Genomic DNA, 22,513 nt, shown 5'->3' with positions numbered 1-22,513 from the left:
TATCATCAGTTACGATCATATGCGAATTTACTTTTTAAATTGAGAATGGCCCTGCCCTGTCGTGGTTCTTTTGTGTCCGAAAATTCCGAGCTTTTCCGCACACATATTCCGGCTCTGGTATAGCCTGTATCGCATCCTTCGGAAGCATGCCCCTGAAAGGCGAATCATCAATCACCTGGGTATTCCCACCCACAGTCAATAAAAGAAAACTCATAATAAATAAGAACAGGTCTAATGTTTTGTTGGATGCCGGCTTCGTTAATTATCAGGGGAAAATGAACCCGAATGCTTATTCACTAAATACATAATTGACGGTAGTCGCTGGGGAAAATTGTGGACAGAAATATTTTTTTCAATAAGCGACGGCGGGATCCCGATATCGGCAAGATACAATTCACCGAGATATGAAGTTGCCGCCGGTTTCCGGAATCCCTGCTTGGGTAATGCCAAGGTCACCGTGGCGCATGCCAGTATTGTCGGAAATGCCGGTTCGCCGGTATCGGGATGTAATCCGCTGGGCATATCAACGCTGATGGTTGGGACTTCCGCATTATTCGCGATTGTAATCAGTGTCGAAATCGGCTCCCGGGGGACTCCCCGGATGTTATATCCCAGCAGCCCGTCGATGATGATGTCACACTTGGGCATGGGCGGCAGATTATCTGCATGCACCTTGCTCATATCATGCACTGGCGTTCCGGGATGCAGAGATTGCAGGATATGGAGTTGAGTTGCCGGTACCTCCCCAATTTCCTGTACCGGCGTCGTGAGTATAACCTGTAATTCTGCACCACGGTTTGCCAGCTGGCGGGCAGCCGATAATGCGCCCCCGCCGTTGTTCCCCTTTCCGACAAGGACGGCTACCTTCGGATGGTCTTCAGAGGTATAGTTTTCAGCAATTTCTGCGACAGCCTCCCCCGCCCGCTCCATCATCTGGTAAATCGATACCTGCGATACATCAAACATCGCCCGATCGATCTTAGTCATTTCTTTAGCGGATACCGCCGGATATGCCGTACTGTCTTCTGCCGGATAGGAAAAAGTGTACATGCTTTATAGGTTGAAACAGTGTTGGATCAGTTGAAGCAATGAATTATTCAGGGATTTCCTCATGTAGTCAGATAATACGTCAATTTATTTGGCCTTTATGTAAAGCGACTTACATTTTTTCCAATGAATATATGGGGTAGTATCCCGTATTGCAGATTGACCAGGGAAGCTATACTTTTATGCTTCATTGTTTTCAACTGCCCATGATTTATCGGAGTTCCGTTATGGACAAGATGTGGTACCTCAAACAGATCGATATTTTCCAGGACTTGAAAGAACCCCAGCTGCAGAAGGTGGAAAAATTTGCCATTCACAAGTTTCTTAAGAAAAAAGAATTAGTCTATCTTCCTGGCGATCGCAGTGACAAGGTCTATCTTCTGAAAGAAGGGCGGGTCAAGGTCTCCCGACTTTCCGAGGATGGCAAGGAGATGACCATGGTGATTCTGGAACCGGGTGAAATTTTTGGGGAAAGCGCTCTGTACAGTGACAGCAAAACCCGCTCAACCATGGCAGAAGCGCTGGACGATGCCCTGGTTTGTACCGTCTACCGGCGGGATTTTGAAGATATGCTGAAAAACCAGCCGGAGCTGTCACTAAAGTTGACCAAAGAGATCGGTAAACGCCGCCGGGAAATCGAAAGCCGGCTGGAAGATATGGTATTTCGCAGCGTTCCCGGACGACTCGCTCACCTGCTGTTAAATCTTGCAGAAAAATATGGTGTGGAAAAACCTGAGGGACTGCTGCTCGATGTTCCTCTGACGCACCTGGAGATTGCGAATCTAATCGGCTCCACCAGGGAGACGACCACCACCGAGTTAAACAATTTAAAACGCGAGGGGCTCATCGCGGTGAAAAAGCGGGATATTTACCTGACCGATGTTGAAGGATTGGAAGATCTGGCGGAGGTATATGAGTAGTTAGGATAGTGTTCGTGTATTAAAGTGGAATTGTCCACGGTTCCCACCGTCACGTAAAGCGATCGGTATCGGCGGCTTTTCCTCATACCTTATACCCTATACCCTTATACCTGCTTTTCTCTTCCCGATTTCACTCCAATAAATTATTTCGTATTATTAAGGAAAATGAATCCAGACAGGAGTCTCCGATATGCTTAAACCCAGATTACCGAAATTTGGTCGCGCAAAACAGCCTGGTACCGCTCCAGGCACCTTGGTCCATTCCGGCGAACGGCGAACGGAAGATGTGCAAATCACTGTTATCGATTATGACGGACAGGGTCTCGCCGAACGCACCATAGAAGATATCAACGAATGCGCCCCGTATAAAGATACCGGATCGGTCACCTGGATTAACATCGATGGGCTCCATGAGGTTGACATGTTAGAGACACTGGGTGAGCAATATGACATCCATCCTCTGGTGCTTGAGGATATCCTTAGTACCCGTCAGCGGCCCAAGGTTGAGGATTACGATGATTATGTCTACATCGTCCTTCGTATGCTGACCACCGATGAAAATGACATAAAGATAGAAGATGAACAGTTCAGCATGATACTTGGGGGTGATTTTCTCATCACCTTCCAGGAGAAGCCCGGCGACGTGTTTGATCCAGTCAGAGAACGGTTGCGAAACTCCAAGCGACAGATCCGTAGTCTCGGGGCCGATTATCTGGCATATGCCCTGATCGACGCCATTGTGGATCACTATTTCGTTGCGCTGGAAGGCATTGGCGAAACTATCGTCGATATCGAGGGAGAACTGATGGAGGAATCGGAACAGGAGGATCTGGAATCCATCCACGGGCTCAAGCGGGAGATGATATTATTTCGGAAATCAGTCTGGCCGCTTCGGGAGGTCATCGCCCAGATTAATCGCGGAGAATCTTCCCTGTTTCAGAAGAAAACCCTGGTGTATCTCAGAGATGTCTACGATCACACCATCCAGGTGATGGACACCATTGAGTCCTATCGTGATATGCTCTCCAGCCTGCTTGATCTCTACCTCTCCACACTGAGTAACCGTATGAACGACGTGATGAAGGTACTCACCATCATCGCGACAATTTTTATTCCGCTGACGTTTATTGCCGGCATTTACGGAATGAACTTCAACTACATGCCGGAACTCCAGTGGAAATGGGGCTACCCCACCGTTTGGGGATTTATGATAATCATCGGGGCAGGTATGGTGTTTTACTTCAAAAAGAAGAAGTGGTTCTGATCTGCATTCTTCGTAGTGTATCACCCCGCAACTAGGTTGCGGGGTTCAGGTTCGGAATCTCATCCCAAGGCGCTAACGTAGTTGCAAGCCATTCTTTCCTTGCACATCCTTTTCTTAGAGCCGAAATTTTAATCCATTCAAATTAAGAATTTCCATTCTTACTTAAAAATTTACTTCAACCGGGTAAGCCTATGTCCCTGGAAATCAGGAAGGTTGAAACCAAACAAATGAACCAGGTGTTTTACACTCTTCCCCGGAAGATTTATGCCGGAGACGATTCCTGGGTCCAGCCGCTCCACAGCGATATAGAGTCGGTTTTCGACTCTGAGAAAAATGCCTTCTACCAGAAGGGCGAGACCGTGCGGTACGTTGCATTCCTGGATGATGAGCCGGTCGGACGCATCGCCGGTATGGTCAACCGTGCCAAAGATTACCAGCAAAAGCCATCTCTGGGCGGCTTTGGTTTTTTTGAATCTATCGACGATGATTCTGTTGCCTCCGCCCTGTTCGATGCTGTCGCAGGATGGTTACAGGCAAGAGATTTAGATGGCATGCGCGGCCCCATCAACTTTGGTGAAACTGATCGCTGGTGGGGGTTACTCATCGAAAATTTCGAAACCGTCCCGGCGTACGGCATGAACTACAATCCTTCGTATTACGTGGATCTGCTGAGACGGTACGGTTTCACCAAGCGGCACGGGCAGCTCTCATATGTCATCGGCCTGGAGAAGCCGCTGCCGGAGCGCCTGGTCAAAATAGCCGGGCGAGTATTAGGACGGACGAATATCGAAATCCGGATGATAAATACGAATCGGCTGGAATCCGAAGCGGAGACCATCCGCCACATTTATAACACAGCCTGGCAGGAGATGGATATCGATAACTTTTTCGACACCTTTACCCCGCTGACCAAAGAGACCGTACAGCAGATGATTCAGGAGCTCAAGCCCATTCTCCTTCCCGAAGGTGCCTGGCTGGCGTTCGTAAACGGCGAACCCGCTTCCTTCGTCCTGACAATCCCCGATATCAACCAGGCTTTGCGGTATCTGAACGGGAAACTGAACCTGCTTACGCTCCCACGCTTTCTCTGGCATAAGCGGAAAATTGACCGGCTCCGGGTACTGGCATACGGTACTATTAAAAAGTACCGACGTCTCGGCCTTGAAGCAGGTATGTTTGTAAAGGGTATCCGCCATTTCCGGGATCAGCATCCACGGTTCACCGAAGTACTCGCCGCCTGGACCGGCGAAGAGAACTGGCTGATGCAACGCAGCATTGAAGCGGTCGGCGGGGTGGTGTACCGGAGGCACAGCACTTTTCAAAAACTTTTCGACGGAAATTAGGGTTATATGGGGCATAGGAAGCTTACAATTTGGAAAAAACTCGGTTACGGCATCGGCGACATCTCTCAAACGACCGGGTTCACGATCGTCAGTTTCTTTTTTCTTTTTTACCTGACCGATGTAGTGGGCATCGATCCGCGGCTGGCGGGATACGTGCTGCTGTTCGGCAAAGTCTGGGACGCCATTACCGATCCCGCTATGGGCATCATCAGCGACCGGACTGCCAGTAATTTCGGGAGAAGGCGCTTGTATATGATGTGGGGCGCATTACCGTACGCCATCACGTTCATTCTTCTTTGGATAAAACCGGCATTTATCACTGGCGGTCTGGAGTTTATTTATTACACAGCCATCTTTCTCCTCCACAGTACGGCCCTGACCGTTGTCATTGTCCCGTACAATGCGCTCTCGGCAGAGCTGACACAGGATTACGACGAGCGGACCAGCCTTTTCAGTTACCGTATGGTTTTCTCTATACTGTTTGGGCTAGTGGCTGCGGCGCTCCCGCCTCTGGTCAAAGACAGCCAGCCGGATCGCCTCACCGGTTATATGCTTATGGGGCTGACCTTCTCTGCCCTCATTTTTATTCCAATGATGGTAACCGCGTTTACCACCCGGGAAAAATTCAAAGCCGCTCCAAACCGGATTCGTTCGTTCCGGGAGACGGTTTCTACGCTCTGGAAAAATGTCGCGTTTCGAATCGCTGCTCTGGTGTTTTTATTCAGTTGGATGGTGCTTGATGTAGTCGCTGCATCCATGGAATATTATGTGACCTATGTGGCACAACTCAAACCGATGTTTCCCGCTATCCTCGGCGCATTGTTTATCTCTTCGGCACTCTGCATACCATTGATTCTCTGGCTCTCGAACACGTTCGGCAAGCCGATGACTTATATTATCGCCATCGCCTTCTGGATGTCCAACCTCGTTTTGCTCTTTTTCATTCCATCGAAATCTCCCGGACCACTGTTTACCGTGGCCATATTAAGTGGAGTTGGTGTTGCCGCCATTCACGTGATCCCGATGGCCCTTGCCGCAGACGTAGTGGAAGTTGACGAACTAATTACCGGTGAACGGCGAGAGGGTATCTATTTTGGCATACTCACCTTTATGCGCAAGGTCGCCACCGGAGTTGGCCTCTTTTTCCTTGGAAATATCCTGGCCTATTCCGGATATGTGGCGAATGCAGAGCAACCAGACTCCGCGCTTACGGCCATACGAATTGGCGTTTCATTTATTCCGATGTTCCTCCTGGCTGTAGCCGTATGGATTGTATCCCAATATCCCCTCACCCAGGAAGAGCACACCGCGATGGTCGAGGAGCTGGAGGCCGGCCGGGAAAGTTCAATTTACGTATAGATAATCGTTGATCTGTGGATGGCCATCGCAAGCGACATCAACTGAAATTTCGATAAAATAGAGATCAGCGATCGATATACCGGTGCAATAATATCTCTGATTAGTGGGAATTCCGGAAAAAAATAGATTGTGATATCAGATGGTACAAAAGACAGAAGTTAATTTTCAGTCGGGATGTCCCGGCTCCAGGATGAAAGATAATCGCTGCTGAAATTCAGTGTGGTAATCGTACCGTTATTTTTATAGATCCATTTTTCGCTGGAATCCACGTCCCGCCCTTTTTCAACCCGGTCGGGTTTCCCCAGACTTGCAAGTACCTGTTCTTTGTTCATCCCGATGCGGAACGAACCACTTTGAATGGCGGACTTAATAACATTCGGCAGATCGGGATTGGTCTCCAGGTACTCTCTCCGGCGCTCCAGCTCCACGCTGGCATCCGCCACGGGTTCAGTACTCAGGTAGGTTTTGTAAACCCAGCCGGTGTCATTACCTGCGGCGACCCTTGCCCATTCGGAGTTTTCATCTAAGACGTCGACCTTTTGCCCTTGTTCTAGCTGGGCCACGACTTCTGCGTCCAGCGATGAGTTAGTCCGCATGTTCAGGACTGCGGCTGAAATCCAGGCTGCATATTCCGTCCGAAGATACTGTTCGGCAACCCAGCCGTCATATTCATCCGTGACAACAAATGCCCATCCCTCCTGTCTGTTCAGCACTATAACCCGTTGGTTGTATACCAGTTTAAACACGACGTCAGCATTAGAATCGGGACTTTCACGCAGATTCAGAATAGAGACATTTACCCAGGCCGTCTGTCCCATGTTCAGGTAATCCTGTGCAACCCATCCTTCCGTCCCCCGGGATCGTACCCGAGCCCAGTTGCCCTGCGTCCTGAGGACATCCACCACGGTTCCTTCGGAGAATGAACCAATGGCATTGGCATTTAGGGATGGTTCGGCGCGTACATTGAGGTTAGAGGCTTCCACCCAAGCCATCCCAGCCGTTAGTAATTTTTGGGAAGTTTGGGATTCCTGGGCAGCGATTGTACTCATGAGTGCCACCAGAAAAATCAACAGTGATGTGGCTATCCGATTATAGTTGGTCATTCGTTAACTCGATTGTCCAATACAGGTTGAATGCAAATTATAACACCATAAAATTTGACAAATCATGCTGAGCAGTATTATAGAAAAGAACAATCTCAAAAAAAAGTTAAATTATCACGGAATCCCCGGTCAATCAGGGGAAAGCGGGGTTTCTTTCGTGCTTTAACTTAACCGGCCTTTACTCTGCACGACGAATTCTGACAGATGGTGTTTCATTTAAAATGGTAACATCAACCTGCCAGGGCTGGCAACAGATTCGGCAATCCTCATAATATGTTTGGCGTTTCCCGCCGGAATAGTCTATAAACAATTCATTAGACTCCCCGCAGTACGGACACATTATTTCCACATACTCTTCCATTCCTATTTCCCCAGGCGATGCGAAAGATGTCGGACCCGTTCATCCGGCGATGGATGGCTGGCAAAATACGAAAGAGCGGTCCCCGATTCTCCTCTAAGAGCCTGGAATCGGTGCAGCATATCAATTGCCGCCTGCACATCATACCCGGCGGCAGCCATCAGTCTGACGGCAAACCAGTCCGCTTCCAGCTCCTGCTCTTGCGAATAGTCACTTCGAAGCAGCGCCCCGATGGCTTTTTGCGTTAATCCACCCGCCGGTGTTGTGGCTCCCATAATCTTTTTCAAAAATCCCATGGATGTGTTCGCCAGCAGCTTATCAAAGGGATGCCCACGAATGACATGGCCAACCTCGTGGCCCATCACAAAGGCCACTTCATGATTCGAGATGCCTGGCAATTCCAGTAGTCCGCTGGTGAAATAAATGAATCCGCCCGGCAGGGCAAAAGCATTCACCTCTTTGGATTCAGTAATCCGAAACCGAAATGTTCGGTCTGGCGCAGTGACGCATGCCGTCAGCTCCTTCCCTATACCATTTACCTCCCCTTCGAGCGTGGAGTCCCGGATAAGCGCTTCCTGTGATTCCAAATCTTTGGCAAGCGCCTTCCCGAGATCGTTCTCCGCTGCCACTCCCTCTTCTTCTGAGCCGAAAACGGATTGGAATATCCATTTGCCTTTTACGTAGGTTCGGCCAGCTTTCCGTCCCAAATATGTAAACAGTTTATCCATGAAATCACATCTTCCAGTCATAGATTAAGCACTGCCCGGTAAAATAGGAACAGCAGGATTGGAACACTAAACTTTGTTAACCAATAATTTCCCTCGGGATAATGGGATATTGCCTGAGCTGGCTATCGACTCTTTTCGGGTGGTCAATAATTTTACCGAGATGCTCCCAGAATTTGGTCCCGTGGTTTTTTACCTCGGTGTGTACCAGCTCATGGGTCAACACATAGTCACAAAATTCATCAGGCAAAAGCACTAGCTGGATGTTCAGGCTGATATTGTTCTGTGAAGAGCAGCTCCCCCATCGGGTTTTTTGATGGCGAAGTGTCATAGCATTATAGGGAAGCATATGCCGCTGTGACAGGTCATCAAGGCGCTGCCGAAGCTCTTTTTTCACACTGGATGGTTCCAAATCCCGTAAGGCGTCCACCATCCACTGATGTTGTGCTTCCGTCTCCCGCATCTGATCCGTCCGACGCGCCAACCACCGCTGTTTGGATAGGACAAACTTCCTCGCTGTGTGAAGCGGTACCCCTGGAGGAACAGCTACCCGGATTCCGGCAAACGGCCGCAGGGAGATGTTCAGTCTCTGCGCTCGCTTGCTCCGTTCAAATCGGACGGGACCGATTTGGTCAATGTGGATGGTTCGTTCCAGAGTCACGATCGATGAGTCCGTGGAAAAATGAATTCAGAGATAATGTGATTAGAACCTGATGATTCCGTCTTTGAAGGTCGGCGCGTGCCCCAGGAAATAGCAGTTCGGGAATCGCGGAGTCCGGTAGAGTTCCAGACCGTCCGCAGCCTTGTACCGACGAAATTCGTAATTCCCACGTGGTCGCTGTAGCCCCCAGGTAAGCCGGTTCGCGCCATGATAAATATTAAAATCGCCTTTATTCTCCAGAAAGTTAATCGCCCGGATCCAGATATCCGCACCGACAGATTCATCTCTGGGAACTACCAACGTAACCAGCGGAATACTTTTGTCGGCAGACTGATCCGCAAACTGGTCGGTGATAATTATGGCGTGCTCCGGATCGACATCCAGTTGCTGAGAGACATCCGTATAGAGTTTACCCAGCACGGCATTGTGCATATCGGGTGTCACCAGCCGCGATACCTCGCTAATTCCGAAATTATTGTGGCGGTAGAACCCGGGATAATCTGCATGTTCGGTGAGTTTCCCGGTATTTGGGACCCAGTTGGAGCAGGCCGGTACGGTATAGACCGCATCCAGTCCGTGTAACAGATCTTTATCCAGCCGTTTGAGCTTTTCCTCCAGAGAAATAGAGGCGGAGGTTACCACAAGCGAATACGAATGCCCGGTGGTCACATAATTGCTCGTGCGATAGTGGTCGATAAACTCATTAAATTTTTCCCGGATGGAACCCGTATCAATGGTGTCGTCCCAATCCAGAAAAATAGTTGTCTTCCGCGAGGCATACTTGTTCCGGTGCTGGGGTGGTTTATAGATCTTGTATTCCCCGGTGATATTAAAATCTTCTTCGGCCATCCGGTTAATCTCATCCTCATCATGGCCTAACGAGGCTTGCAGGATGAAATAGTAAAAAAATGACTGTGACAGGAACTGTTCCAGATAGAGATACCTGGCATCCATGAGCAGTTGATCCGGCGAATCTTCCATGATCTCGATGATCTCTTCCCGGATATGTTCAGGGAGGATATTCACCGAAATTTCATCCGGATGGAGATCCGGAAGCAGTTCTTTCGCCCAGCCAAGGGCCTTCGACAACGGGAGTGTTAAAATCCGTTCGCCGGCCGGGGGTGCCTCTCTGTTCACCCGGTAAAAGAAATTTGCGTATGAACGGACTAGCTCGGTAATATTATCCATAACAGTACAAATATACGACGCTCTTATTCCGTTACGAAGCGGAAATCGATGGGATACCGCTTCTTTTTAAGGAATTTCATCATTGACAAGAAGTTATTGAATAAACGATTTGCAGATTGACTGATTATCGAAACGACTCAAACCATAATGCAATGTCATAATACACATGTTCTGCTGCAGCCTGATGTCCTAATCCCTCGTAGGTGGTGATATCGATCGTGGCACTTGTTTTTGCTGACAACGAGTCATACGCACGCAGCGAATTTTGAACAGTTACCACGTTATCGGCGTTCCCGTGAAACAGGTGTATCGGGGTTTGCGGTGACCAGTCTAACAAGGTATTTTCCGCAAATGCGGATTCAACTTCAGGGAAATCGCCGGCCCGGTAGCCCTCGACAAATTGGTGGCGGATTAAACCTCCAATCGAATCCGGCAGAATGTTACGCAGATCATTTCCGGATTTACTGCCATCGAAGAGGGTGGGCATTTGATCGGCAAATGCTGCCACAAAGATCTCATCCAATAAATTCCAGTTATAAATTTCATCATAGGCGGTGAGGAGAAACCCGGCGAGCACTGGTTCGGGATAATCCATTCCATTGATGACATCAACCACAAAACCGCTTAAATCAAACGGCCCGGCAGCGGGGGCTACTGCGGTCAGCGGAAGTTCAGTATTGTATTCTGCTTCAATTAGTCTCTGTGCAGCCATAGTAACATAGCCACCTTCCGAATATCCACCCAGGAATATTTGATCGTTCAAATTAACGTTATTCTCTGCGCACCACGATTTCACTGCCTGGAGCATATCGATAACTACATTGGCATTCCCCTTTGCATGGACGTACGGGTGCATCATATCAGAGATGCCGTAGCCCAGGTAGTCAGGAAGAATCGTAACATAATTCGATGACGCGAACGCCACTCCGAGCATCCCTTCGGCCGCCATGAATGCCCCTTCCGAAGCCACACTGGTCTGCTCAAAAACGGTCCCGTGCTGGATACTCAGCATTGGCGATGTATTGGCTTCCGCTGGTAACATTAACGCGCCTGATGCCTCCACAATGTCACCAGCGAGGTCGACGGTATAATACACAATGCGATATACGGAAACGTCCGATGTGAATTCCAGTGGCGATTCGTAGTCGTTCTGCTCCACTGCATTTCTTATTGTCTCCGCACTATACTGTTCCAGTTGCACAACTTCCTTGTATGCGCCACGCTCAACGAGGTTTTTTTCCGGATCTGTCGGTGAATCGGAGCACGCCAGTACTAGCAAAAAAGAGAAGAATGCAATAACTGATTTATAGAAAAACTTCATCTGCCTCTTCCAGTCGGATAATTTGGGTTTCCGTAGATTTAAAGTATGCAGGAATCAAATTCCCGGAACCAATGGAATCTGAGCGCCCTTTTTCTATTTTTAGCCCTGCAATCAAGAAGTTAAATATAGTCGACAGATAAATGAAGTCATACCATGTCTTCGAATTGACTTTTCTATCATATTGCGGATCTAAAGTATTGACAATTCATCAAACATGCATTACCATGCACACATAATGAATGAGATTATCACCAAAGAACAGGTTGCCGGGGAATTAGTCGAATTTCTGGACTCGGCGTTCTTTAAATCTCTAGCCGAACCGGTCCGGATCGAACTATTAAAGGTATTGTTGTTACAGGGCCGATCAGATATCGGCACCATCGCCAATTATATGCCCCAGGACAGATCTGTCATATCCAGGCATCTCTCACTGTTGGAATCGACCGGCATTGTCAGGTCGGAGAAAGAGGGGCGCCACGTCTACTATCGCGTCGATGCAAAATCGTTTTCCGGGAAGATGAAAGAAATCGCACAAAAGCTGCAAACTTGCGTCCGGGTCTGCTATCCGAACTGCTGCTGATTACCCGATTTTTTTAACTATATGCATGCATATATGCGCACACAAACAAAAAAGGAGTCAACCATGCCATCAAATGCAGAACTGAAAGAGCAAGTGAAACAAGCCTATGGAGAGAGAGCCGATCAAGCGGGGGGATGCTGTTGTTCATCACAGTCCTCAGACTCCGGAAACTGCGAGACGCTTGCGGAGGACTATTCCCAAATGAACGGATACGTTGAAGATGCCGACCTCAGCCTGGGATGCGGGATTCCGACCAACCATATTGACCTGAAGCCGGGTACAACTGTCCTTGATCTCGGATCGGGAGCCGGAAACGATGTGTTCGTCGCCCGATCAATTATTGGCGACTCCGGTACAGTCATCGGGGTGGATATGACGGAAAAGATGATCAATTTAGCCGAGCGGAACCAGGCCAAACTTGGATTCCAAAACGTAGAATTTCGGCTTGGCGATATCGAGGATCTGCCGGTTGAAACCACTTCTGTAGATACGGTACTCAGCAATTGTGTTTTGAATTTAGTCCCGGACAAACAGGCTGCATTTCGTGAAATCTACAGGGTACTGAAACCTGGTGGGACGTTTTGTGTCTCCGATATCGTCACCCGCGGACAGTTGTCCCCACGCTTCATGGAAATGGTCGAGCTTTACACCGGGTGTATTGCCGGAGCCGTTCAGTTGGAGGAGTATCTGGAGATAATTAAGACGGCCGGATTTCCCGAACCGGAAGTGAAAGAAAAACGCTCAGTTCCCATTCCCGAAGATCTGCTGGAAAAATACAGGGATGATCCGGAGGTACAAAAATTCCTGAAATCGGATGCTGAAGTACTGAGTGTGACCGTTACCGGAACAAAGCCCATAATGAGATAGGTTAAGAGAAATTTGTTAAAAGGGTATATATAGGTGGCCAAAATCGTACTCTGCATCTCTTAGCGAATGATAGTATTATCTTCTTATTGCGGACTGTGTATTGCGTGTTTTACGTCGTAAAATTCCATCACGCGATACGCAGTCCAATAGCCCCATCTCCACCTAATCCGTTCTATCTACAAACTCTGGATGTCCGCCTCTACCCTGGTCTTCCCTTTGATGGAGTTGGAAATCAGGCAGCGGTCGTGCGCTTTTTCCATCAGACGTTCGGCTAGATCGATTGCCTCCTCCGTTTCCACTCTCACTACTGGTTTCACCACTATCTTCGTGAACTCGTATCCGCCGCCATCGTTTTCCATGGTGCCAACGGCCGAACTTTCGTAGGATTCCAACGGCAGGTCTTTATGGAACGCGAGCGCCAAAAAAGTCGTCATGGTACAACTCTCCACGGCAGCCACAAACAGGTCCTCAGGTGACCACTTCCCTGCTTCACCTTTGAATTCCGGCGGACTGGAGACTTCAACGTCAGGTTTTCCTTCAGCCGTCAGATTTCCGGCACGATTCCCAGTCCAGTCAACACTCGTCTCATACTTGAACGTCTTAAATTTTCGTTTCGGCTTGGCCATGGGCTCATTCCCTTCCTGATGCTTTTATTATTCTTAATTCACTTGTTTAGAGGAACCGAGTCAATTTGGGTTACAAACGGGTTTTGACGTAATTCGGGGTGTGTATTCAACATCACAGAGGTTATTTTATTACGAATATTAGTGAAGAAAGGATCTTTTATGAGTCAACGTTCGGAATCAATCAGTCAGGAAAATCTTATATCCCATATTAAGACGCTTGCCTCCGATGAATTCGAAGGGCGCGCGCCATCTTCACCAGGCGAAGAGAAAACCGTCAATTATCTCAGGGAAAAGTTTCAGTCGTTGGGATTGCAGCCGGGGAACTACAAAAGTTACTTCCAGGAGGTGCCCCTGGTGAAGTTCGACACGGATTACGACGATTCTATGGAAATCACCGGACGGAATCAGTCGTTTCATCTGCAATTCAAAAAGGAGATGGTTGCCTCCACCCGACGAATGGTGGATACAATTTCCCTGAAGGATTCCGAACTCGTCTTTGCCGGCTACGGCATTGTCGCCCCGGAGTATGAGTGGAACGACTACGAAGGACTCGACGTCGAGGGGAAAACGGTTATCGTCCTCGTCAACGATCCTGGTTATGCCACAGAAGATGATTCACTGTTCAACGGCAAAGCTATGACTTACTACGGTAGGTGGACGTACAAATTTGAGGAGGCCTCCCGCCAGGGCGCAGCTGGCGTGCTGATTGTCCATGAAACCGGTCCGGCCGGCTATCCATGGGAAGTCGTAGAGAATTCCTTCGGCGGTCCGCAGTTTTTAATGGAGTCAGAGGACGGGAATATGTCTCGAACCGAAATTGAGGGTTGGATATCCGTCGATGCCGCTACAAAGCTATTTTCCAAAGCAGATATGGACCTTGAGACCATGAAAGACTGGGCGCTGCAGCCGGACTTTTCGGCGATACCGTTAGATCTCTCACTCACCTATTCCCTGCACAATTCCATTGAGAAGTCGGCTTCCAGAAATGTGCTGGCAAAGCTCCCGGGAGCATCCCGGCCTGATGAATTTATTATCTATACGGCGCACTGGGACCATTTTGGCGTCGATGGCGAGGGCAAAATCTATAACGGCGCCAGAGATAATGCCACCGGCCTGGCAGCCATGATTGAAATCGCCAGACAATTTTCCCAGCAGCCGGATCCTCCCGACCGGTCAATTTTGTTTCTGCCGGTGACGGCCGAAGAACGTGGGCTGCTGGGTTCAAAATACTATGCTGCCCATCCGGTTATCCCGCCGGAGAACACGGTCGCAGTGATCAACATGGATGCGCTGAACATCTGGGGTCCGACCAGGGATGTTACGGTCATCGGGTACGGAAATTCCGAGCTGGATGATCTCGTGGAAGAGGTTGCGGAGGAACAAGGACGATATGTCCGGCCTGATCCTGAACCCGAGAAGGGACGATTCTACCGCATGGATCACTTCAGCTTCGCCAAAAAGGGTATTCCCGCATTGGCTACAGAACACGGAGCAGAGCATGCGGACCACGGTGAAGAATGGATGCTTGAGGCCATTGATTCCTGGACGGAGCAGCATTACCATAAGCCATCAGATGTCTATAATGAGGATACCTGGGACCTGGCCGGCGCTGTCCAGGATACGCAAATGTATTTCCAGATCGGATATCAATTGAGTCAGTCCAATGAATTCCCGAACTGGAAGGAAGGAACGGAATTTCGGGCTATACGCGATGAAATGATGGAGAGGAAAAACAGTGAAACGTGAGAGAATACAGTGCGTCGGTAAGGGGTGGATGACAAGAGCTATTCAGCAATAAGCAATAAAAAAACGGTGAGAAGTAAAAATTGAAGAGCGAAAGACAGAGAACCACCAAGAGAGGTAATTCTGTGTGAGGGCGAGAGAGTTGTTGGTGATTGCCGCTCGTTGGTCAATCGCAGGACAGGTATAGCGGCCACGTTGTTTTCGAATGTCCCTGGCGGAACTTTTTTCTTTTTTGATTCCCGGGATCCCCGGGTTGACACCCGGGGCTAACCGCTAATCACCCCTGGCAGGGCTGACAACTACGACATGATTGTGATTCCTTACCCCAAGTTTTATTGGTAAGTCCCGGAGGGACGACCGCTGAATAGCCCACCACTTAAGTGGTGGGTTAAAAGACCACGTAAAATAATTCAAGTCCCATCAGGGACGACCAAAAACCCCTATTCGCGTCTATCGCACCAAGGTCACCCGTGAAACGGCGGATCTTGTCCCGGCCTTCAGGTGAATCAGATACAGTCCCGAGGGCATTGCCCGGCCATGCTGCCCCGTGCCATCCCAGCGCAATGTATAGCTGCCAGGCACCTGGCGTCCGCTATAAAGGTCCCGAACCAGATTCCCCGCAACATCGTAAATGCAAACTCTGACGTACGAATCACCAGAAAGATCGTACGGAATAACCACCACCGGATTAAAGGGATTGGGATAGTTCGCATAGAGTCGGAAGACGACAGGAACTGTTCCGACGCATGGGGTGGCGGACATTGGTCCGTGAAGGACCGTGTATCCACTGAAATCCACATCCCCAAGTTTATACCAATATGTCGTTCCGTTCGCCAAGTAGGTATCGGTATACGAGTATTCGTGCCGATCCGGTGAAGAGCCTGCCCCGGGGATGATCCGGCTATTCAGTTTTTCATAGATTCCGGACTCTGAGTAGCTACGGTAGATATTAAACCCCAGGTTGTCGATTTCGGACTCCGTAGTCCAACGTAAAGTCACCTCACCATTGCCGGCAGTAGCAATAAAGGATGAGAGAGTGACAGGCAATGAAGCGTCGGTACCAATCTTGTACTCATACGCCCCCATATCAATTGTGCCTGAGGTGCCATCTAATTTATTCAATGTACGGGGGAAACCTGGACCACGGATATCGTACGGCTCGCTGTTATAGGTGTTATCGCCGGCATCAGCACAGGGGGAGATTCCACCGATGCTGTAGGGGTGATCTGAATTATTTAACACACCCACGAATTGTGGATCGGTGTTGATACAGTGCGATGTCGTTAGGGTCCCATAAATATCACCCTCTTCATTTTGATAGCAGGAATAATTGAGGGTGGTACCGGTCCCACCATCCATATAAATCTCATCACCATTACTTGATGCGCTATTGCTCCAAAAAATGCAATTGTTGTAGGTTTGAACAGACCCGCTGCGATTGGAAACACCGCCACCATTACTGGCGATGTTTTCCGTAAAGGTACAATTATTGAAAACTGGTCCATTTGAATAATTATAGACACCGCCTCCCGTCCCTGTTCCAGTAGTATTTTGGTAAAACAGGCAATTGGTCACGGTTACCTCATAATTTGCGTAATTATACATGCCGCCACCCTGAAGGTTTGCCGAGTTGGCGCGAAAAACACAATTCTTGAAGGTTGCAGCTGCAGATGAATTATGAACCCCACCACCATATTGTGATGTATTTGAAATAAACTGGCAATTCTCTAAAAGTGCGGGAGAACCTGTTCCATTATACATACCACCCCCACCAGAACTGGCAGAATTATCAATGAAGACACAGTTTCTGATACGAGGTGAATTATAATAATTATAAATTCCACCACCACTAGTGTGCGGAGAACTCCCACTGGCGTTGCCATCTGAAATCGTAAACCCGTCCAGAATTGCCGTATTATTTAGCGAAGTATTGTCTCGATGGTAAAAAATATGGTAACAATTATCACTGTTATCCCCTACCGTTCCGATGTCACCACTTAGCGTGGTTTCGTTAGTCTCGCCTGATCCATAGCTGGTTCTTTCAGCTACAGCGCTTTCTGTACCGGCAAACCCACCATAGATGGTCACGCCATTTATCATTTCAAAATGATAATAACGGGACGTATTGGTCAGAGAGTAGACAGAACTGGGATAGTATGTCCCCTTTGCCACCCAAATTTCGTCTCCGGAAGAAGCCGCATTCAGTGCGGACTGCAAGGAAGTATGTGCATTACTCCAGTCAGTGCCATCGTTATTGCCGGAAGCAGAGGCATCGACATATATCGTACCTGCAAATATCGCTGGAATATACATAGCCATACACACATACATCATCCACCGATTTACCTCAAACGCACGTAAAATTGTCATTATTCAACCCCGTATCAACAAAAGTGAAATTCCTGAAATGGTTAAATCTACCCCTCAGGCCCTCGTTACACCTCGGGAATTTAGCCTGAATGACTCCCGACAGGCTATATATGAGTTACTGTAATTCCAAAAGGGAGACCCGGTTTATTATACCCGGACGGGAAAAACCGAGTATAGTCAGGAATGAGAAATTTGAAAGTATATTTGGGAGTACAGCTCATATTTAAGTGAAAGACCTGAAATGGTTTTTGGTCTGAAACCGTGGAAATAAATCAATGTACGGAGCAGTTATAGTTTTAAGGAAATAGAAATGAAAGTACTGACAAAATGCATTGCAAATGACAAAAGGTGTTATCGGCCAATTTAATACAATGTTCATCAAAGGCTTCTATTTTGAGAATAAGTTTACATACGAAACTTCAGCTTTGTCAAGATAAAAGAACAGAGATAACCTGCATTTATCAATTGTATCCCCTTATGCTAATTAAATTGCTTTTATAAGGTGTAATAATAACTGTCACTTAGCATTTATTTCTTAATAAAAATTACTAAAATAAATTTTGTCCCAAATCACAAAAAACAGATAACGGTTTAACCGGAGGAATGACACGATTACAGAGCCTACACTATCCCGCCGGAGATTCCTCCACGAGAAGTCCCTTCCAAGATGTTGCATTGCATCTCCGGAAAATTCGAATTGCGGGTCGTCCCCACACAACGGACACTCTACAATTTTCCGACAACCTGAGCTTCGATGGGCTGTAATATTCATTTTCCGAACGTCCCTGCCGGGACTTGGGATTTGTATGGGCATTCTTTCCCCCGGGTTGCCACCCGGGGATGAAGGCGTTTCGTCACTGGCGGGACAAAAAACCGACCGTATTTCTCACGGTTCTTATTTGGCAAGCCCCGGCAGGGACGGTGGCGTTCGGCCCACCACTGAAGTGGTGGGTAAAAGTAGCCTGGGGCAATATCTCAAGTCCTGGAGGGACGATCGATGTATAGCCTGCCACTTTTTTTGCAGGGATATGCGGGACATCGATCAAACACCAGTCCCCAAAATGTATGCCACACCATACGAAATCCGTGAAAGGTTTGCTATTTACATTGCCCCTTTTATGGGTTGCAGATCCTAAAGGGGTCATTATTATAATTTCCGCCAATGACATTGCTTGTGCCCCAATTTTGTGAATGGGCAAGTCCCGGAGGGACGATCGCTGACTAGCCCACCACGTCAGTGGTGGGGAAAAGGATATTTAAGAACAATTCAAGTCCCACCAGGGACGACCGGTTTAAGAATCTTTGTCGAGGGATATCACCGCAGCAGGGTCATTTTGAATTTATCATAATCCCTGCCTGCCTGAATCACCACAAAGTAAATACCGGAGGGGAGTGCCTGACCACCGGCATTGGTTCCGTCCCAGCGCAGGGTATAGGCGCCCGGCGCCTGCTTCCCATTGAACAGATCGCAGACCTTTGCCCCGGTAATTTTATAGATGGCGATGTGTACCTCCCGGGTTGCCGGAATTTCGTAGGTGAATCGTGTCACCGGATTGAACGGGTTGGGATAGTTGGGGTACAGCCGGAACGCCTCGGGCCTGGCGTTCACCACCGGGGCGGTGGAGATGGCCTCGTGCCGGGTGGTTTTCCCGGTAAAATCCACGTCTTCCAGCTGGTACCAGAGGACGTGGCCCGGACCGGGCTTTTTGTCGGTATAATTGTACGTGTGCCGGTCCGGCGACGATCCCGCGCCCGGAATCAATGCGCTGTTTACTCTCTGATAATCGCCGGTCTCGCTGGCGCTCCGGTAGAGATTGAACCCCAGATTCTCGATCTCACTCTCCGTGATCCATTGCAGGAGCACGTCGCCCTTGTCCGTGACTTTCGCGGTAAACGCCGCCAGTTCCACCGGCAGCGAGCAGTCGGTGCCGTTCTGGTATGAAAGGAACGGGTAGCCCCCATTGATGGTCCCGGACAGATCCATATCCCAGTAATCCTCGTTCGCCGCGTCATCGTTGGGATCGGTCTCGAAGTCCCAGGCGGTGGTCAGACCGGCGGTACTTTCGTCGGTGAACGTGGCGACGCTCTTCATCTCCGCCGTGGTTTTGCCGGTGCCGCCGTCACTGGATGCCTGCCCGGTGTGCTGGGTATCCCAGAAGGAATTGGTGACGTTAGAGTTATCCGTGGAGCCGTTCGTACCAACCAGCCCGCCGACATTCGTGTTGCCGGTCACAACTCCGACGGCATACGAGTTATTGATTGTACAGGTGCTTGTGAGATAGCCGACCAGTCCGCCGACTTCTTCCTCACTGGTTACAGAACCACAGGCATAGGAATTCGTGATCGCCGTCACCGTGCCGGAATACACATCCGCATATCCAACCAGGCCACCAACATCCGTATAATAATGACCAGATGGTGGCGTCCCGGTGTTACCGGTAACGATGCCCGAGGCGTAAGAGTTACTGATTGCGGTGCCTTCCGCTTCTCCCACCAGTCCACCAATGAGCATCTCCCCGCCGTCTACCGTGTCGGTCGCCGAGGAGTACTCGATACTACCGAGCCGGCTAAATCCTACTAGTCCTCCGACCCAAATATCACCGGTAACTTTACCATCCGCGGAGGCGTTGCTCACCGTTGTCTGATAACTGTATCCCGCCAGACCGCCGGCATATGAATTACCTGAAGTCATCCCTGTGACATCGCCATTGGCGTCGCAGTTATTCACGTCATCATTCGAAAAGTACCCGGCAAATCCTCCTGCGTATTGTCCTGAACTTTCCACATTCCCGTCGGCATAACAATTGGTGAAGGTGTTACTAGAGGAATACCCGACAAACCCACCCCCATAGCCAGCTGGACTGGTGACACTCCCGGTCGCATGGCTAGTACTGATGACAGAATTATCGCTCTCTCCAAACAGCCCGCCAACACCATTGTTACCGTTGATTGTCATCTCGGAGTACGCATCAGTTATGGTATCGGCATAACTGTATCCAACGAGTCCGCCAGCGGCCCAGGCACTGGCTGTCACCTCACCGGTGGTGTAACTATTACTTATAGCAGAGTTCTGACTATATCCTACCAGGCCGCCTACCGCGCCACTTCCATTTACCACACCGGTTACATAGGAGTTGTTTATAGGGGAAGTGCCATTGTAACCAACCAGTCCACCGACATCATCGTTCCCGGTCACATTTACTTGTTCAAGTTTGACATTGCTAAAACTCGCACTCTTCACCTCCCCAAACAGGCCGATATCGGATGTTGAAGCCCTGTTAATCATCAGACCGGTGATTACATATCCATTACCATCGAAACCGCCCTGAAACTGATTTCCGGTACCCGAGGTCCCAATGGGCTCCCAGCCGGCACCGCTATTATAATATGTGCCACCTGACGCACATTCGGATGTAAGATCCAGGGCGTTCATTAGTTTAAACGAGACATAGGGGTACCCCAGGTGGTCCCCGATGTAATTTAGATGTGAATGCGTGGTGATTTGGTAGGGAGCGCCGGACTTTCCCGTACCCGCAGTAAACCGTAAATCAAGGTATGGTGTAAAATTTGATGGCTGGGAAAGGCCGGTTGTATAGACTGCCTCTATATAATAATTATAATTCGTGCCTATTGTCGCTTCCGTATCATTATATGTGAGACTTGTAACTAAACTTGCGTTAATCTTCTCAGCGTTGCGATAGACGTTATACCCATTTGGCGCCGGGGACGGAGCACCCCAGGAAAGATTCACGTCACCACCGGAAACCGAGGTGCTTAAAAGCGACGGAGGCGTTTGCATCTTCCGGAGATAAGGATAGCTTTCCCCGTTACTATAGATATTCCAGGTGGCGGTGAAATCCCAACCTGTGAAGGTGTTTTGTTGCATCATTTCTGCAGTGTTTTTTCCGGTTCCACCACCAAAACTCCCGGAAGGCTGAGTTGTATAATACGAGGCTTCCATATCCCAGAAACAGTTCGTGATGGTCGCTGTAGACTGATATCCTATTAGTCCCAATCCACCGCTTCCGCCAATCCGACCTGTACTGTATGAGTATTCTATGGTTCCACCTATCACCTGCCCTACAAGCAATGCATATCTCCCGCTAGCAGTGACGGAACATGTGGCATACGAGTTACTGACGGAACCCGAATTGACGTATCCGACGAGACCAGCGGTATACGCCATCCCACTAGGATTGCCAACGATGGTGCCACTTGTATAACAGGTGCTGATGGCAGAGTTATTACTATATCCAACCAGACCGCCGACGTTATCAAGACCGGTTATATCGAGGTTTGCGATCCCCATGTTGGAAATTGTAGCACCGTCAGTATACCCAAATAATCCCTGGTAATTTGTCGCTGAACGGCTGATGAACAGTCCATCGATAATGTACCCGTCTCCATCATATGAACCTGTGAATTTAGTGGTACTGTTGCCAATTGGTGACCAACCTGCTGTACCCCACCCAGTTCCTCCATCGGTATCCGATGCATCAATATTCGCAGTCTGTATATAATGGGCTGCCCAGCGGGTCGCTTGTGTCGGGCTTGCTACTACAGCCTCCGGAGCTGCAATCCAGTATAGATTTTCCAGATTGGCTATCTGATACGGGTTCCCGCTGCTGCCATCCCCGGTTGCGGGTGCAGTTGCAGTTGGATAGGATACACTCCAGCCTGGTCCTGTCAGGCCAATTAATAAAACCAACCCAAACAAAAGTTTTCCAAAAGTTTTCGTTTTCATTTTAATTTTCCCATTTTTTAACGAGTTGGCAGCCAAAATTGGTATCCATGTGAAAGCCAATGACCACAGGAGGTCATCGACGGGGAACGGCTCGGAACACCGGATGATTTGGTTCTCACAGTCCCCCATTTCCCGGATGTTATAACGACACTCCGGCTTGTCCTCGCCGATTAACACACCCATTCCACCCATCTTTCGTGGTGAACCGGATCCTGGATTATTGAAATGTACCGTATGACTGAATTGATTTGAATAGGGGGAAGTACTCAAATTTCTATGCGTTAACGCACATAC

At 49.0% G+C, this 22,513-nt stretch carries 17 protein-coding genes; 7 read left to right on the top strand and 10 right to left on the bottom strand.

All coding sequences use genetic code 11. From position 1 onward, the window contains the following. Positions 1–258 precede the first annotated feature (258 nt). The gene (locus tag K9N57_04595; protein MCF7803447.1) at positions 259–987 is read right to left on the bottom strand and encodes an NAD(P)H-hydrate epimerase; all 729 of its coding nucleotides are present in this window, start codon (positions 985–987) and stop codon (positions 259–261) included. Positions 988–1,274: 287 nt separating this feature from the next. On the opposite strand from K9N57_04595, the gene K9N57_04590 reads away from it, so the two are divergent. From K9N57_04590 to K9N57_04575, 4 genes are all read left to right on the top strand, one after another. Next, a complete protein-coding gene (locus K9N57_04590) occupies positions 1,275–1,967 on the top strand; it encodes a Crp/Fnr family transcriptional regulator (protein MCF7803446.1) in 693 nt (230 codons plus the stop codon). Positions 1,968–2,157: 190 nt separating this feature from the next. Next, a complete protein-coding gene (gene corA / locus K9N57_04585; GenBank protein ID MCF7803445.1) occupies positions 2,158–3,231 on the top strand; it encodes a magnesium/cobalt transporter CorA in 1,074 nt (357 codons plus the stop codon). 191 nt (positions 3,232–3,422) lie between these two features. Continuing rightward, the gene (locus K9N57_04580) at positions 3,423–4,574 is read left to right on the top strand and encodes a hypothetical protein (protein MCF7803444.1); all 1,152 of its coding nucleotides are present in this window, start codon (positions 3,423–3,425) and stop codon (positions 4,572–4,574) included. A 6-nt stretch (positions 4,575–4,580) separates the two neighbouring features. Further along, positions 4,581–5,933 (top strand): MFS transporter, encoded by a 1,353-nt coding sequence (locus K9N57_04575; protein ID MCF7803443.1) that lies wholly within the window; start codon positions 4,581–4,583, stop codon positions 5,931–5,933. A gap of 158 nt (positions 5,934–6,091) precedes the next feature. On the opposite strand, the gene K9N57_04570 is transcribed toward K9N57_04575, so the two are convergent. From K9N57_04570 to K9N57_04545, 6 genes are all read right to left on the bottom strand, one after another. Beyond that, on the bottom strand, positions 6,092–7,036 hold the full coding sequence (locus K9N57_04570; protein MCF7803442.1) for an SH3 domain-containing protein: 945 nt from the start codon (positions 7,034–7,036) through the stop codon (positions 6,092–6,094). 178 nt (positions 7,037–7,214) lie between these two features. Continuing rightward, positions 7,215–7,397 carry a CPXCG motif-containing cysteine-rich protein gene (locus K9N57_04565; GenBank protein MCF7803441.1) on the bottom strand — a complete coding sequence of 61 codons (183 nt, stop codon included), beginning with the start codon at positions 7,395–7,397 and terminating at the stop codon, positions 7,215–7,217. A 2-nt stretch (positions 7,398–7,399) separates the two neighbouring features. After that, the gene (locus K9N57_04560) at positions 7,400–8,122 is read right to left on the bottom strand and encodes a M48 family metalloprotease (GenBank protein MCF7803440.1); all 723 of its coding nucleotides are present in this window, start codon (positions 8,120–8,122) and stop codon (positions 7,400–7,402) included. A 76-nt stretch (positions 8,123–8,198) separates the two neighbouring features. Beyond that, a complete protein-coding gene (locus K9N57_04555; protein MCF7803439.1) occupies positions 8,199–8,780 on the bottom strand; it encodes a M48 family metallopeptidase in 582 nt (193 codons plus the stop codon). Positions 8,781–8,822: 42 nt separating this feature from the next. Beyond that, on the bottom strand, positions 8,823–9,968 hold the full coding sequence (locus tag K9N57_04550; protein ID MCF7803438.1) for a hypothetical protein: 1,146 nt from the start codon (positions 9,966–9,968) through the stop codon (positions 8,823–8,825). 124 nt (positions 9,969–10,092) lie between these two features. Beyond that, positions 10,093–11,289 carry a lipase family protein gene (locus K9N57_04545; protein ID MCF7803437.1) on the bottom strand — a complete coding sequence of 399 codons (1,197 nt, stop codon included), beginning with the start codon at positions 11,287–11,289 and terminating at the stop codon, positions 10,093–10,095. 235 nt (positions 11,290–11,524) lie between these two features. Between K9N57_04545 and K9N57_04540 the strand changes: the two genes are divergently transcribed. Next, positions 11,525–11,869, top strand: coding sequence for a metalloregulator ArsR/SmtB family transcription factor (locus K9N57_04540; protein MCF7803436.1), 345 nt, complete (start codon positions 11,525–11,527; stop codon positions 11,867–11,869). Positions 11,870–11,932: 63 nt separating this feature from the next. Then, positions 11,933–12,736, top strand: a complete 804-nt coding sequence (gene arsM / locus K9N57_04535; protein ID MCF7803435.1) for an arsenite methyltransferase — start codon at positions 11,933–11,935, stop codon at positions 12,734–12,736. Between the two features lie 176 nt (positions 12,737–12,912). On the opposite strand, the gene K9N57_04530 is transcribed toward arsM, so the two are convergent. Continuing rightward, a complete protein-coding gene (locus K9N57_04530) occupies positions 12,913–13,362 on the bottom strand; it encodes an OsmC family protein (GenBank protein ID MCF7803434.1) in 450 nt (149 codons plus the stop codon). A 159-nt stretch (positions 13,363–13,521) separates the two neighbouring features. On the opposite strand from K9N57_04530, the gene K9N57_04525 reads away from it, so the two are divergent. After that, complete coding sequence (locus K9N57_04525) at positions 13,522–15,108, top strand: M28 family peptidase (GenBank protein MCF7803433.1); 1,587 nt, start codon at positions 13,522–13,524, stop codon at positions 15,106–15,108. 447 nt (positions 15,109–15,555) lie between these two features. On the opposite strand, the gene K9N57_04520 is transcribed toward K9N57_04525, so the two are convergent. Both K9N57_04520 and K9N57_04515 read right to left on the bottom strand, forming a co-directional pair. Then, complete coding sequence (locus K9N57_04520) at positions 15,556–17,475, bottom strand: hypothetical protein (GenBank protein MCF7803432.1); 1,920 nt, start codon at positions 17,473–17,475, stop codon at positions 15,556–15,558. A 1,315-nt stretch (positions 17,476–18,790) separates the two neighbouring features. After that, entirely contained in the window at positions 18,791–22,219 is a 3,429-nt protein-coding gene (locus K9N57_04515; protein ID MCF7803431.1) for a T9SS type A sorting domain-containing protein, read from the bottom strand. Positions 22,220–22,513: the final 294 nt, after the last annotated feature.

This window comes from Candidatus Neomarinimicrobiota bacterium, assembly GCA_021734025.1.
In the GTDB taxonomy this organism is placed as follows: Bacteria; Fidelibacterota; JAANXI01; order JAANXI01; family JAANXI01; genus JAANXI01.
Note: the sequence above shows the minus strand (reverse complement) of the source record. Positions and strands in the feature narration are given on the sequence as shown.

Coding starts and splice junctions, on each gene's coding strand:
- K9N57_04595 (MCF7803447.1), bottom strand. CDS start 987: ATGACTAAGATCGATCGGGCGATGTTTGATGTATCGCAGGTATCGATT.
- K9N57_04590 (MCF7803446.1), top strand. CDS start 1,275: ATGGACAAGATGTGGTACCTCAAACAGATCGATATTTTCCAGGACTTG.
- corA (MCF7803445.1), top strand. CDS start 2,158: ATGCTTAAACCCAGATTACCGAAATTTGGTCGCGCAAAACAGCCTGGT.
- K9N57_04580 (MCF7803444.1), top strand. CDS start 3,423: ATGTCCCTGGAAATCAGGAAGGTTGAAACCAAACAAATGAACCAGGTG.
- K9N57_04575 (MCF7803443.1), top strand. CDS start 4,581: ATGGGGCATAGGAAGCTTACAATTTGGAAAAAACTCGGTTACGGCATC.
- K9N57_04570 (MCF7803442.1), bottom strand. CDS start 7,036: ATGACCAACTATAATCGGATAGCCACATCACTGTTGATTTTTCTGGTG.
- K9N57_04565 (MCF7803441.1), bottom strand. CDS start 7,397: ATGGAAGAGTATGTGGAAATAATGTGTCCGTACTGCGGGGAGTCTAAT.
- K9N57_04560 (MCF7803440.1), bottom strand. CDS start 8,122: ATGGATAAACTGTTTACATATTTGGGACGGAAAGCTGGCCGAACCTAC.
- K9N57_04550 (MCF7803438.1), bottom strand. CDS start 9,968: ATGGATAATATTACCGAGCTAGTCCGTTCATACGCAAATTTCTTTTAC.
- K9N57_04545 (MCF7803437.1), bottom strand. CDS start 11,289: ATGAAGTTTTTCTATAAATCAGTTATTGCATTCTTCTCTTTTTTGCTA.
- K9N57_04540 (MCF7803436.1), top strand. CDS start 11,525: ATGAATGAGATTATCACCAAAGAACAGGTTGCCGGGGAATTAGTCGAA.
- arsM (MCF7803435.1), top strand. CDS start 11,933: ATGCCATCAAATGCAGAACTGAAAGAGCAAGTGAAACAAGCCTATGGA.
- K9N57_04530 (MCF7803434.1), bottom strand. CDS start 13,362: ATGGCCAAGCCGAAACGAAAATTTAAGACGTTCAAGTATGAGACGAGT.
- K9N57_04525 (MCF7803433.1), top strand. CDS start 13,522: ATGAGTCAACGTTCGGAATCAATCAGTCAGGAAAATCTTATATCCCAT.
- K9N57_04520 (MCF7803432.1), bottom strand. CDS start 17,475: ATGACAATTTTACGTGCGTTTGAGGTAAATCGGTGGATGATGTATGTG.
- K9N57_04515 (MCF7803431.1), bottom strand. CDS start 22,219: ATGAAAACGAAAACTTTTGGAAAACTTTTGTTTGGGTTGGTTTTATTA.